The following is a 14,542-nucleotide window of genomic DNA, read 5'->3' on the forward strand; positions in this document are numbered from 1 at the left end:
TTTTCGACAGGAGTCAGTCGATGCCCCAAAGCCCGGAGCTGTCCCCCGGCCTCATCGTCATCCACGGCAACCACCTGGAAGAGTTGCGCGCCCTGGCGGTGGAATGGATGCGGCGCCATCCGCTGCGGCCGCTGGAGAACGAGGTGCTGCTGGTGCAGAGCAACGGCATCGCCCAGTGGCTCAAGCTGGCCCTGGCGGAGCGCGAGGGATGCGGCATCGCCGCGGCCCTGGACGTGGACCTGCCGGCGCGTTTCCTCTGGCAGGCCTACCGCGGTGTGCTCGGCAAGGACGCGATACCCCAGCAGTCCCCCCTGGACAAGGCCCCCTTGACCTGGCGCCTCATGCGCCTGCTGCCTGGTCTGCTGGCGGACGAGGCTTTCGCGCCGCTGCGGCGTTTCCTCGCCGATGACAGCGACCTGCGCAAGCGTCACCAACTGGCCGAGCGGCTGGCGGACCTCTTCGACCAGTACCAGGTCTACCGCGCCGACTGGCTGGCGGACTGGGCCGAGGGCCGCGACAGCCTGCGCACCTCCCGGGGCGGCGAGCGGGCGCTGGACGAGGCCTCGCGCTGGCAGCCGGCGCTTTGGCGGGCCTTGCTGGCGGATGTGGGCGAGGAGCACCTGGCGGAAAGCCGGGCGGGCGTTCACCCGCGCTTCGTCGCGCGGATGCGTGAACTGGAGGCGCCGCCGCGCGGCCTGCCACGGCGCATCACGGTGTTCGGCATTTCCTCGCTGCCGGCCCAGATGCTGGAGGCCCTGGCCGCGATGGCGCGCTTCAGCCAGGTGATGCTCTATGTCCATAACCCCTGCCAGCACCACTGGGGCGACATCGTCGAAGACAAGGACCTGCTGCGCCACGAGTACCGCCGCCAGCAGCGCAAAGGCGTGGCGGCCGGGCAGCTCGGCCTGTTCGACGAGTCCCGGATGCACCAGCACGCCCAGCCCTTGCTGGCCGCCTGGGGCAAGCAGGGGCGCGACTACATCAACCTGCTGGACCAGTACGACGACCCCGAGCGCTACCGCGAAGAGTTCGACCGCATCGACCTGTTCAGCCCGGCGTCGGGCGATGGCCTGCTGGGGCAGTTGCAGAACGACATCCTCGACCTGAGGCCGCTGGCGGAAACCCGCGAGACCTGGCCGCCGGTCGACCCGTCGCGGGACAGCTCCCTGCGTTTCCACATCGCCCACAGCGCCCAGCGCGAAGTCGAAGTGCTGCATGACCAGCTACTGGCGGCGTTCAGCGCCGATCCGGACCTGCGCCCCCGCGACGTCATCGTCATGGTGCCGGACGTGAACACCTACGCACCGCATATCCAGGCGGTGTTCGGCCAATTCGCCGGCGACGACCCGCGCTTCATTCCCTTCACACTGGCGGACCAGGGTTTGCGCGGCAAGGAACCGCTGGCGATCGCCCTGGAACACCTGCTGAAGTTGCCGGATAGCCGCTTCAGCGTCAGCGAAATGCTGGACCTGCTGGACGTGGCGGCCCTGCGCGCACGCTTTGGCATCAGGGAAGACGAGTTGCCCACCTTGCGCCGCTGGCTGGAAGGTGCCGGCATCCGCTGGGGCCTGGACGCTCGGCAGCGGGAATCCCTTGGGCTCGGCGAAGGCCTGGAGCAGAACACCTGGCGCTTCGGCCTGCGCCGCATGCTCCTGGGCTACGCCGTGGGCGCCGCCGGGGCTTATGCCGACATCGAGCCCTACGACGAGATCGGCGGCCTGGACGCCGCCCTGATCGGTCCGCTGACCCGGCTGCTGGAAGCCCTGGACCGCCAGCTGGAGACCCTCAAGGCGCCGGCGACGCCGGTGGCCTGGGGCGAGCGGCTGCGGAATCTGCTGGAGACCTTCTTCCTGCCGCAGGGTGAGCGCGAGGAAGTGCTGCGTACCCAGTTGCTCGACGCCCTGGACGCCTGGCTGGAACTCTGCGAGGCCGCCGGACTCGACGAGTCGCTGCCGCTGCCGGTGGTCCGCGAGGCCTGGCTTGGCGACCTGGACCAGGGGCGCCTGAGCCAGCGTTTTCTCGCGGGCGCGGTCAATTTCTGCACCCTGATGCCCATGCGCGCCATTCCCTTCCGCCATGTTTGCCTGCTGGGCATGAATGACGGCGATTACCCCCGCAGCCAGGCGCCGCTGGATTTCGACCTCATGGCCGGCGATTACCGCCCCGGCGATCGCTCCCGCCGCGAGGATGATCGCTACCTGCTGCTGGAGGCGCTGCTGGCTGCGCGCGACCGCCTATACGTGAGCTGGGTGGGGCGCAGCATCCGCGACAACAGCGAGCGTCCGCCGTCGGTTCTGGTGGGGCAGTTGCGTGACCATCTCGCCAGCGCCTGGACCCTGGCAGGAGGCGGCGACCTGCTTCATGCGCTGACCACCGAGCACCCGCTGCAGCCCTTCAGTCGCCGCTATTTCGACGAGCAGCCGGGGCTGTTCAGCTACGTCCATGAGTGGGCGGCGCTGCATGGCGGGGCGGTACCCCGTGAGGACGCCGCGCCTCTGCCGGCCTGGGAGGAGGGGCGGGAGATCAGCCCCGAGATGCTGCAGGGCTTCCTGCGGGATCCGGTGAAGTGCTTCTTCACCCGCCGCCTCAAGGTCCATCTGGACGAGGAGCAGCAGGCGCAACTGGACAGCGAGCCCTTCAGCCTCGATGGCCTGGAGCGCTACCAGTTGCAGGACCACTTGCTGAAGTCCGCCGTGCAGGCGCCCGACGGAGACTTCACGCGAGCCCTGATGACGGCGGCCGACCGTTTGCAGCGTGCTGGCGTACTGCCGCTGGCGGGGTTTGGCCAGCAGTACCGAGACGGCTTGCTGCAGCCCTTGCCCGATCAGTTGCAGCGCCATGCCGGGCTCTGCCTGCTCTGGCCCGAGCTGCTGGAGTCGCCCGTGCGCCTGAGCTTCGCGGCCTCCGGCGTGCAGCTGGAGGGCTGGCTGGGTGGGCTGCGGCGCAAGGCTGACGGCAGCCTGGCGCGCCTGGAGCTGCTGCCCGGCGGCCTGGCCAAGGAGAAGGGCTGGAAATGGCATCGCCTGCTGCGGCCCTATGTACTGCATGTGATCGCAGCGGCTTGCGGCGCGCCCATCACCACGCTGCTGGTGGGCGAAGACCAGTCCCTGGCCCTCGAACCGCTGTCGCAGGAGTCGGCCGGCAAGCAACTGACGGCCTGGCTGGAGGCCTGGACCTCGGGCATGCAGGCGCCGCTGCCGGTGGCATTAAAGACCTCCCTGGCCTGGTTGCAGGAAGAGAACGACGACAAGGCCCGTGGCGTCTACGAAGGCGGCTACAACCTCACCGGCGAAGTGGTCGGCAGTGCCAGCCTGGCGCGGCAGTTCCCGGACTACGCGGCGCTGACCGCCGATGGCCGTTTCCCCGCCTGGAGCGAGTGCCTCTACGGCCCCTTGCTGGCCAGCCACCCCATCGCCCTCAAGGAGGAAGCGGCATGAGCCTGTCTCCACGTCCCCTGGCCCTGCGCTTTCCGCTGCATGGCAGCCGGCTGATCGAAGCCAGCGCCGGCACCGGCAAGACCTTCACCATCTCCGCGCTCTACTTGCGGCTGATCCTCAGGCACGGCAGTGACGCGGCCTTTCGCGAGCCGCTGCTGCCGCCGCAGATCCTGGTGGTGACCTTCACCGATGCCGCCACCCGCGAACTGCGGGACCGCATCCGCGCGCGGCTGGTGCAGGCGGCGGCGGTTTTCCGTGGCGACGGTGAGCCGGATCCGCTGCTGGACCAGTTGCGGGCCGACTTCGATGAGTCGGCATGGTCCGATTGTGCCCGCCGCCTGGAACTGGCCGCGCAGTGGATGGACGAGGCGGCTGTCTCCACCATTCACGGCTGGTGCCAGCGGATGCTGCGGGAGCATGCCTTCGACAGCGGCAGCCTGTTCAGCCAGACCCTGGAAACCGACCACAGCGAGCTGCTGGCCGAAGTGGTGCGGGACTACTGGCGGCAGCATTGCTACCCGCTTCAGGGCGCGGCCCTGTCCTGGGTGGCCGGGAACTGGGGCACGCCGGCCGGTCTCGGCGCCCGCTTGCGCCCCCTGTTGGGCGAGCCGGGGGCGGTGGACCCGCAACCCCTGGGCGCGCTGCTGGAGCGTGCCCTGGCCGATCGCGAGCGGGAGCTGGCGGCATTGAAGGCCCCTTGGGCGGCCTGGGCGGATGAGCTGCGTGGGTTGCTGGACCGGGCGGTGGCCGACAAGCAGGTGGATGCCCGAAAGATCCAGGCGCGTTACTACAACCCCTGGCTGGAGAAGCTGCTGAACTGGGCCAAGGGTGAGGAGGCGCGCCTGGACCTGGGCACCGGCTTCACCCGCCTGACCCCGGACGGCCTGGCCGAAGCCTGGAAGGGGACGCCGCCGACGCACCCGGCGCTGGATGCGATGGTGGGCCTAGAGGCGGCGCTGGAGGGGCTGTCCGATGCCGGCGACGCTGCGCTGCACCATGCCGCCGCCTGGGTGCGCGAGCGCTTCGATCGGGAGAAACGCCAGCGGGCCGAGATGGGCTTCGACGACATGCTCACCCGCCTGGACGCCGCGCTGCAGAGCGAGAACGGTCCGCGCCTGGCCGAAGTGATCCGCCGGCAGTTTCCGGTGGCGTTGATCGACGAGTTCCAGGACACCGACCCACTGCAATACCGCATCTTCGACACCCTCTACGAGGTGGAGGCGAACCGCGACGACTGTGGCCTGTTCATGATCGGCGACCCCAAGCAGGCCATCTATTCCTTCCGGGGTGCGGACATTCACACCTACCTGCGGGCGCGCCGCGCCACCGTCGGGCGGCACTACAACCTGGAGCGCAATTTCCGCTCCAGCCAGGACATGGTGGACGCGGTGAACGGCCTGTTCCTTCGCGCCGAGAACCGCGAGGGCGGGGTAGGGGCCTTCCTCTTCCGCGATGATCTGCCCTTCATTCCGGTGGATGCCCAGGGGCGCAAGGAGTGCTGGACCCTGGACGGCGAGTCCCAGGCCGCCCTGACCTTCTGGCAACTGGCCAGCGAGGAGCCAGTGGCCAAGGGCGGCTACCTGGACAGCCTGGCCCAGGCAGCGGCCAGCGAGATCGTGCGCCTGCTGGACCTTGGCCAGCAGGGCCGCGCCGGCTTCACCCGGGATGGCGTGCTGACCCCCTTGCGGCCCAGCGATATCGCTGTACTGGTGCGGGATTTCAACGAGGCCCAGTCCATCCGCGGGCAACTGGCCTCCCGCGGCGTGCGCAGCGTCTACCTGTCGGACAAGGACTCGGTGTTCGCCGCCCAGGAGGCCCGCGACCTGCTGCTCTGGCTGCGCGCCTGCGCCGAGCCGGACCAGGACCGGCCGCTGCGGGCCGCCCTGGCCAGTGCGACCCTGGGGCTTGACCTGGCGGAGCTGGAGCGGATCAACCTCGACGAGCGCATCTGGGAACGCCGGGTCATGCAGTTCCGCGACTACCGCCTGCGCTGGCAGCGCCAGGGCGTGCTGCCCATGCTGCGCCAGTTGCTCCAGGACTTCGCGTTGCCCCAGCGGCTGATGGGACGCGAGGATGGCGAGCGGGTGCTGACCAACCTGCTGCACCTGGCCGAACTGCTGCAACAGGCCGCCGCCGAGCTGGACGGCGAGCTGGCGCTGATCCGCCACCTGGGCGAATTGCTGGCGGGGGAGGGCCAGGCCGTCGAGGAGCAGGTGCTGCGCCTGGAGAGCGACGAGGCCCTGGTGCGGGTGGTGACCATCCACAAATCCAAGGGCCTGGAGTATCCGCTGGTCTTCCTGCCTTTCATCTGTGCCTTCCGCCCGGTGGACGACAAGAAGCCCCTTCAGGTCCACGACGGCGAACGCCGCCGGCTGGTCCTCAAGGCGGATGCCGACACCCTGCAGCGCGCCGAACACGAACGCCTGGGCGAGGACCTGCGCCTGCTCTACGTGGCGCTGACCCGCGCCCGCCATGCCTGCTGGCTGGGAGTGACGGACCTGAAGATCGGCAATGTGAAGAAATCGCGGCTCCATGAGTCCGCCCTGGGCTACCTGCTGGGGGGCGGCGTGCCGCTGGCCAGCAGTGCGCAGCTCGCCGAATGGCTGTCGCCTTTCGCCGATCCCCAGCGCAGTAGCGTGCTGCCCGCACCCGAGGCGACGGAGCAGCGTTACCGTCCCCTGGCGGACGCCCGCTTCGAGCCTCGCTGGCGCACGCCGGCGCGGCGCGCGGCCGAGCACTGGTGGATCGCGTCCTACAGCGCCCTGCGCCTGGATGAGGATGCTCCTACGCCCGCCAGTCGCCACGAAGACGTTGCACCTGACAGCCTGGCGATGCAGAACTCCACCGATGACGACAGTCCGGAGCTGGCCCAGGCCCCGTTGCCGGCTTCCGCCCAGGGGTTGCACCGCTTTCCGCGCGGCCCAAACCCCGGCACTTTCCTCCACGGCCTGCTGGAACTGGCCGCCGAGGAAGGTTTCGCCCGCTGCGTGGCGGAGCCGGGTGTCCTGCGCGAAGCCCTGGCGCGACGTTGCCAGCGCCGCGGCCTGGAAAGCTGGATCGACCCCCTGCACCAATGGTTGCAGGCGCTGCTGGAACAGCCATTGTCGCTGGGCGACGGCCGCTCGGTGCGTCTGGCGGAGCTGACGCAGTACCAGCCGGAGCTGGAGTTCTGGTTCGAGGCCCGGCATGTCGATGTGCAGCGGCTGGATGAGTTGGTGCAGCGGCACGAGTTGCCGGGACTTCCTCGCCAGCCTCTGCGGGCCGATACCCTGAACGGCATGTTCAAGGGCTTCATCGACCTGACGTTCGAGCATGAGGGGCGTTATTACGTGGCGGACTACAAGTCCAACTGGCTGGGCGCCGATGATGCCGCCTACACCCGCGAGGCGATGGCGGCGGCCATGGCCGGTCATCGCTATGACCTGCAGTACGTGCTCTATGTGCTGGCGCTGCACCGGCAGTTGCGCCTGCGTCTGCCGGCTTACGACTACGACCGTCATCTCGGGGGGGCGCTCTACCTCTTCCTGCGTGCGCCGGGGCCGGGCGTCTACCTGGCGCGGCCGCCGCGCGAACTGATCGAACAACTGGATGCCCTGTTCCTGGGCGAGTCCGTGGAGGCTGTGGCATGAGCAACGAACTGTCCCTGGCGCTGCGCGAGCGTGCCGATCTGTTCGACCTGCTGGAGGCCTGGAGCGAGCGTGGCTGGCTGCGGGAGCTCGACCGCGCCCTGGCGCGTTTCCTCGCCGAACTGGACCCTGGCGCTTCGCCGCTGCTGATCCTCGCCGCCGCCCTGGCCAGCCACCAATTGGGGCAGGGCCACGTCTGCCTGGACCTGGCGGCCACCCTGGCCCATCCGGACTTCACGCTTTCCCTGCCGCCTGAAGGGGAGGACCCGGAGGAGGCGACGCTATTGCCCTCCCAGGTGCTGGCAGGGCTCAGCCTGGAGACCTGGCTGGCCGCATGCCGCGGAAGTGCCCTGCTCGAGGCGGAGGGGGCGCCCCTTGTCCTCTCCGGTCCCTGCCTTTATCTGCGCCGTTATTGGGACTACGAGCGGCGGGTCGCGGGCAATATCGCCAAGCGGTTGCAGGCCATCGCCGACGCGCCGGCCGAGCTGTCTTCGCGCCTGGCGACGCTTTTTCCGGAGCCCCTGGTGCTGGAGGGCGAGCGTCTGACCGATTGGCAGAAGCTGGCCTGCGCCCTGGCGGCGCGGGGCCGTTTCACCCTGATCACCGGAGGTCCCGGAACCGGCAAGACGACGACGGTGGTGCGCCTGCTGGCGCTGTTGCAGGAAGCGGCGATGGCGGCCGGCGCGCCCCTTCGTCTCAGCCTGGCGGCGCCCACCGGCAAGGCGGCTGCGCGACTGACCGAGTCCATCGGTGGCCAGGTGGCGTCGCTGCCGGTGGCTGAGGCGGTGCGGGCGCAGATCCCCAGCAAGGTGACCACCTTGCACCGGCTGCTGGGCAGTCGCCCCGACAGCCGTCACTTCCGTCATGACGCGGGCAATCCCTTGCCGCTGGATGTGCTGGTGGTGGACGAGGCCTCGATGATCGACCTGGAAATGATGGCCAACCTGTTGGACGCCTTGCCGGCTCACTCGCGCCTGATCCTCCTGGGCGACAAGGACCAGCTCGCGTCCGTGGAAGCCGGTGCGGTGCTGGGCGACCTGTGCCGGGAGGCGGAAACCGGTGGCTACAGCGAGGCCACTCGTGCCTGGCTGGAGGCCCGGACCGGCGAGCCTCTGGCCGATCCGTCGTTGCTGCCGGGCGACCAGCCGCTGGCCCAGCACATCGTGATGCTGAGGCACTCCCGGCGCTTCGGCAGCGGTTCCGGCATCGGCCGGCTGGCCCGTGCGGTGAACCGTGCGGATGCCCAGGGCGCGCGCAGCACCCTGGCGGCTGGCAGTGAGGACCTGCATGTACTGCGCTTGTCCGGTGAGCAGGATCGCGCCCTGGAACGGCTGCTACTGAGCGGGCTGGGAGAGGCCGGGGCCGGTCCGCAGGGGTATGCGCACTATCTGGAACTGATGCAGGCGGAGCGACCCGGCCAAGGCGAGGATCTCCAGGCCTGGGATGGCTGGGCGGGCCGGGTGCTGGCGGCGTTCGACCAGTTCCAGTTGCTCTGCGCGGTGCGCAAGGGGCCCTGGGGCGTGGAGGGGCTCAACGAGCGGATCGCCCAGGCCCTGCAGCGCCGCGGCCTGCTGGAGCAGGATCACGGCTGGTATGAAGGCCGGCCGGTGCTGGTGACCCGTAACGACTACAGCCTGGGCCTGATGAACGGCGACATCGGCATCACCCTGCGCCTGCCGGAGCCGCCTGAGTTCCCCGGGGCGACGGTCCGTCAGGTGCTGCGGGTCGTGTTCCCGCGCAACGACGGCAGCGGCGCGCTGCGGCATATCCTGCCGAGCCGGCTGGGGGCGGTGGAGACGGTGTTCGCCATGACGGTCCACAAGTCCCAGGGCTCGGAGTTCGCCCACTGCGCGCTGATCCTGCCGGACAACCTGAACCCGGTGCTGACCAAGGAGCTTGTCTACACCGGCATCACGCGGGCGCGTCGCTGGTTCAGCCTGGTGGAGACGCGTGCGGGGATCTTCGAACAGGCGGTGCAACGACGGGTCGAGCGCCGCAGTGGATTGCGGGAAGCGCTGGAAGGTTGAGTGCGTGCGTCCTTTATATGAGAGCAGACTTTTACCGATTATTTGAATTGGGTATTGACGGCAGATTTCTCATCCCTATAATGCGCCCCACTTCCGGCGCAGTCGCCAAGCGAAACTCCTTGAGAATCAAAGGGTTAAGCTGAAAGCGAAAGGCTCGGAAGTGAGGTGTTGACGGCGGGATTGAATCCTGTAGAATGCGCCTCCCGCTGACGAGAAGAGTGAATCGGATCGAAAGCGCAAGCGGTTGAGTAGAAAAGAAATTTTCGAAAAAACAGCTTGACAGTAAGAAAGGCTGCTGTAGAATGCGCGGCCTCGGTTGAGACGAAAGACTTGATCGAAACGTTCTTTAACAACTGAATCAAGCAATTCGTGTGGGTGCTTGTGAGGTAAGACTGATAGTCAACTGATTATCAGCATCACAAGTAACACTCGTGAATTCGAGAGTTTATTTGCGATTGCTGAGCCAAGTTTAGGGTTTTCTCAAAACCCAAGCAGTATTGAACTGAAGAGTTTGATCATGGCTCAGATTGAACGCTGGCGGCAGGCCTAACACATGCAAGTCGAGCGGCAGCGGGTCCTTCGGGATGCCGGCGAGCGGCGGACGGGTGAGTAATGCCTAGGAATCTGCCTGGTAGTGGGGGATAACTCGGGGAAACTCGAGCTAATACCGCATACGTCCTACGGGAGAAAGTGGGGGATCTTCGGACCTCACGCTATCAGATGAGCCTAGGTCGGATTAGCTAGTTGGTGAGGTAAAGGCTCACCAAGGCGACGATCCGTAACTGGTCTGAGAGGATGATCAGTCACACTGGAACTGAGACACGGTCCAGACTCCTACGGGAGGCAGCAGTGGGGAATATTGGACAATGGGCGAAAGCCTGATCCAGCCATGCCGCGTGTGTGAAGAAGGTCTTCGGATTGTAAAGCACTTTAAGTTGGGAGGAAGGGCAGTAAGTTAATACCTTGCTGTTTTGACGTTACCAACAGAATAAGCACCGGCTAACTTCGTGCCAGCAGCCGCGGTAATACGAAGGGTGCAAGCGTTAATCGGAATTACTGGGCGTAAAGCGCGCGTAGGTGGTTCAGCAAGTTGGAGGTGAAATCCCCGGGCTCAACCTGGGAACTGCCTCCAAAACTACTGGGCTAGAGTATGGTAGAGGGTGGTGGAATTTCCTGTGTAGCGGTGAAATGCGTAGATATAGGAAGGAACACCAGTGGCGAAGGCGACCACCTGGACTAATACTGACACTGAGGTGCGAAAGCGTGGGGAGCAAACAGGATTAGATACCCTGGTAGTCCACGCCGTAAACGATGTCGACTAGCCGTTGGGATCCTTGAGATCTTAGTGGCGCAGCTAACGCGATAAGTCGACCGCCTGGGGAGTACGGCCGCAAGGTTAAAACTCAAATGAATTGACGGGGGCCCGCACAAGCGGTGGAGCATGTGGTTTAATTCGAAGCAACGCGAAGAACCTTACCTGGCCTTGACATGCTGAGAACTTTCCAGAGATGGATTGGTGCCTTCGGGAACTCAGACACAGGTGCTGCATGGCTGTCGTCAGCTCGTGTCGTGAGATGTTGGGTTAAGTCCCGTAACGAGCGCAACCCTTGTCCTTAGTTACCAGCACGTTATGGTGGGCACTCTAAGGAGACTGCCGGTGACAAACCGGAGGAAGGTGGGGATGACGTCAAGTCATCATGGCCCTTACGGCCAGGGCTACACACGTGCTACAATGGTCGGTACAAAGGGTTGCCAAGCCGCGAGGTGGAGCTAATCCCATAAAACCGATCGTAGTCCGGATCGCAGTCTGCAACTCGACTGCGTGAAGTCGGAATCGCTAGTAATCGTGAATCAGAATGTCACGGTGAATACGTTCCCGGGCCTTGTACACACCGCCCGTCACACCATGGGAGTGGGTTGCTCCAGAAGTAGCTAGTCTAACCGCAAGGGGGACGGTTACCACGGAGTGATTCATGACTGGGGTGAAGTCGTAACAAGGTAGCCGTAGGGGAACCTGCGGCTGGATCACCTCCTTAATCGAAGACATCAGCTTCTTCATAAGTTCCCACACGAATTGCTTGATTCAATTGCGAAGGCGATTGGGTCTGTAGCTCAGTTGGTTAGAGCGCACCCCTGATAAGGGTGAGGTCGGCAGTTCGAATCTGCCCAGACCCACCAATTGTCGCGGGGTCGAATGACCGGCCGACATTGGGGCCATAGCTCAGCTGGGAGAGCGCCTGCTTTGCACGCAGGAGGTCAGGAGTTCGATCCTCCTTGGCTCCACCACTCTCCAGTCAGGCAGCCAAGAGTGCAGAATTGAGTATCCGTGGTTGGATATTGAATTCTGGACTTTGCTTCAGAATCGTTCTTTAAAAATTCGGGTATGTGATAGAAGTGACTTGTTGAATGTTTCACTGCATTCAGCAACTCAAGGCAAAATTTGCGAGTTCAAGCGCGAATTTTCGGCGAATGTCGTCTTCACACCATGATCGCAGGCAGATTGCTTGGGGTTATATGGTCAAGTGAAGAAGCGCATACGGTGGATGCCTTGGCAGTCAGAGGCGATGAAAGACGTGGTAGCCTGCGAAAAGCTTCGGGGAGTCGGCAAACAGACTTTGATCCGGAGATCTCTGAATGGGGGAACCCACCTAGGATAACCTAGGTATCTTGTACTGAATCCATAGGTGCAAGAGGCGAACCAGGGGAACTGAAACATCTAAGTACCCTGAGGAAAAGAAATCAACCGAGATTCCCTTAGTAGTGGCGAGCGAACGGGGACTAGCCCTTAAGCTTCCTTGAATCTAATAGAACGCTCTGGAAAGTGCGGCCATAGTGGGTGATAGCCCCGTATATGAAAGGTTCTTGGAAGTGAAATCGAGTAGGACGGAGCACGTGAAACTTTGTCTGAACATGGGGGGACCATCCTCCAAGGCTAAATACTACTGACTGACCGATAGTGAACCAGTACCGTGAGGGAAAGGCGAAAAGAACCCCGGAGAGGGGAGTGAAATAGAACCTGAAACCGTATGCGTACAAGCAGTGGGAGCCTACTTTGTTAGGTGACTGCGTACCTTTTGTATAATGGGTCAGCGACTTATATTCAGTGGCGAGCTTAACCGAATAGGGGAGGCGTAGCGAAAGCGAGTCTTAATAGGGCGTTTAGTCGCTGGGTATAGACCCGAAACCGGGCGATCTATCCATGAGCAGGTTGAAGGTTAGGTAACACTGACTGGAGGACCGAACCGACTCCCGTTGAAAAGGTAGCGGATGACTTGTGGATCGGAGTGAAAGGCTAATCAAGCTCGGAGATAGCTGGTTCTCCTCGAAAGCTATTTAGGTAGCGCCTCACGTATCACTCCAGGGGGTAGAGCACTGTTTCGGCTAGGGGGTCATCCCGACTTACCAAACCGATGCAAACTCCGAATACCTGGAAGTGTCAGCGTGGGAGACACACGGCGGGTGCTAACGTCCGTCGTGAAAAGGGAAACAACCCAGACCGTCAGCTAAGGTCCCAAAGTTGTAGTTAAGTGGGAAACGATGTGGGAAGGCTTAGACAGCTAGGAGGTTGGCTTAGAAGCAGCCATCCTTTAAAGAAAGCGTAATAGCTCACTAGTCGAGTCGGCCTGCGCGGAAGATGTAACGGGGCTCAAACTACACACCGAAGCTACGGGTTCGTCGCAAGACGAGCGGTAGAGGAGCGTTCTGTAAGCCTGTGAAGGTAAGTTGAGAAGCTTGCTGGAGGTATCAGAAGTGCGAATGCTGACATGAGTAACGACAATGGGAGTGAAAAACTCCCACGCCGAAAGACCAAGGGTTCCTGCGCAACGTTAATCGACGCAGGGTGAGTCGGCCCCTAAGGCGAGGCTGAAAAGCGTAGTCGATGGGAAACGGGTTAATATTCCCGTACTTCTAGTTACTGCGATGGAGGGACGGAGAAGGCTAGGCCAGCTTGGCGTTGGTTGTCCAAGTTTAAGGTGGTAGGCCGAACACTTAGGCAAATCCGGGTGTTCAAGGCCGAGAGCTGATGACGAGCTTTCTTTTAGAAAGCGAAGTGGTCGATGCCATGCTTCCAGGAAAAGCTTCTAAGCTTCAGGTAACTAGGAACCGTACCCCAAACCGACACAGGTGGTTGGGTAGAGAATACCAAGGCGCTTGAGAGAACTCGGGTGAAGGAACTAGGCAAAATGGCACCGTAACTTCGGGAGAAGGTGCGCCGGTGAGGGTGAAGGACTTGCTCCGTAAGCCCATGCCGGTCGAAGATACCAGGCCGCTGCGACTGTTTATTAAAAACACAGCACTCTGCAAACACGAAAGTGGACGTATAGGGTGTGACGCCTGCCCGGTGCCGGAAGGTTAATTGATGGGGTTAGCGCAAGCGAAGCTCTTGATCGAAGCCCCGGTAAACGGCGGCCGTAACTATAACGGTCCTAAGGTAGCGAAATTCCTTGTCGGGTAAGTTCCGACCTGCACGAATGGCGTAACGATGGCGGCGCTGTCTCCACCCGAGACTCAGTGAAATTGAAATCGCTGTGAAGATGCAGTGTATCCGCGGCTAGACGGAAAGACCCCGTGAACCTTTACTGTAGCTTTGCACTGGACTTTGAGCCTGCTTGTGTAGGATAGGTGGGAGGCTTTGAAGCGTGGACGCCAGTTCGCGTGGAGCCATCCTTGAAATACCACCCTGGCATGCTTGAGGTTCTAACTCTGGTCCGTCATCCGGATCGAGGACAGTGTATGGTGGGCAGTTTGACTGGGGCGGTCTCCTCCTAAAGAGTAACGGAGGAGTACGAAGGTGCGCTCAGACCGGTCGGAAATCGGTCGCAGAGTATAAAGGCAAAAGCGCGCTTGACTGCGAGACAGACACGTCGAGCAGGTACGAAAGTAGGTCTTAGTGATCCGGTGGTTCTGTATGGAAGGGCCATCGCTCAACGGATAAAAGGTACTCCGGGGATAACAGGCTGATACCGCCCAAGAGTTCATATCGACGGCGGTGTTTGGCACCTCGATGTCGGCTCATCACATCCTGGGGCTGAAGCCGGTCCCAAGGGTATGGCTGTTCGCCATTTAAAGTGGTACGCGAGCTGGGTTTAGAACGTCGTGAGACAGTTCGGTCCCTATCTGCCGTGGACGTTTGAGATTTGAGAGGGGCTGCTCCTAGTACGAGAGGACCGGAGTGGACGAACCTCTGGTGTTCCGGTTGTCACGCCAGTGGCACTGCCGGGTAGCTATGTTCGGAAGAGATAACCGCTGAAAGCATCTAAGCGGGAAACTCGCCTCAAGATGAGATCTCACTGGGATCTTGAATCCCCTGAAGGGCCGTCGAAGACTACGACGTTGATAGGTTGGGTGTGTAAGCGCTGTGAGGCGTTGAGCTAACCAATACTAATTGCCCGTGAGGCTTGACCATATAACACCCAAACAATCTGGTGATTGTGGGTGCGACTGGTGAAGT

At 63.1% G+C, this 14,542-nt stretch carries 3 protein-coding genes, 2 tRNA genes and 2 rRNA genes; all 7 read left to right on the top strand.

Annotation, left to right across the window (positions count from 1 at the left end):
* Positions 1 to 20: 20 nt before the first annotated feature.
* The 7 genes from recC (at position 21) to KF707C_RS10685 (ending at position 14,497) form a co-directional block, all read left to right on the top strand.
* Entirely contained in the window at positions 21 to 3,437 is a 3,417-nt protein-coding gene (gene recC / locus KF707C_RS10650; protein WP_004422659.1) for an exodeoxyribonuclease V subunit gamma, read from the top strand.
* Positions 3,434 to 7,066, top strand: coding sequence for an exodeoxyribonuclease V subunit beta (gene recB / locus KF707C_RS10655; protein WP_004422660.1), 3,633 nt, complete (start codon positions 3,434 to 3,436; stop codon positions 7,064 to 7,066). Before recC ends, recB begins: the two co-directional genes overlap by 4 nt.
* Entirely contained in the window at positions 7,063 to 9,090 is a 2,028-nt protein-coding gene (recD, locus tag KF707C_RS10660; protein ID WP_004422663.1) for an exodeoxyribonuclease V subunit alpha, read from the top strand. Before recB ends, recD begins: the two co-directional genes overlap by 4 nt.
* 499 nt (positions 9,091 to 9,589) lie before the next feature.
* Positions 9,590 to 11,126: ribosomal RNA gene (locus KF707C_RS10670) — 16S ribosomal RNA — on the top strand.
* Between the two features lie 65 nt (positions 11,127 to 11,191).
* Positions 11,192 to 11,268, top strand: a tRNA-Ile gene (locus tag KF707C_RS10675).
* 32 nt (positions 11,269 to 11,300) lie between these two features.
* Positions 11,301 to 11,376: transfer RNA gene (locus KF707C_RS10680), tRNA-Ala, on the top strand.
* A gap of 230 nt (positions 11,377 to 11,606) precedes the next feature.
* Positions 11,607 to 14,497 (top strand): 23S ribosomal RNA (locus KF707C_RS10685).
* The 16S and 23S rRNA genes sit together here with 2 tRNA genes alongside, the layout of an rRNA operon.
* Positions 14,498 to 14,542: the final 45 nt, after the last annotated feature.

Origin of the sequence: Pseudomonas furukawaii, assembly GCF_002355475.1 — a bacterium.
Classification (GTDB): Bacteria; Pseudomonadota; Gammaproteobacteria; order Pseudomonadales; family Pseudomonadaceae; genus Metapseudomonas; species Metapseudomonas furukawaii.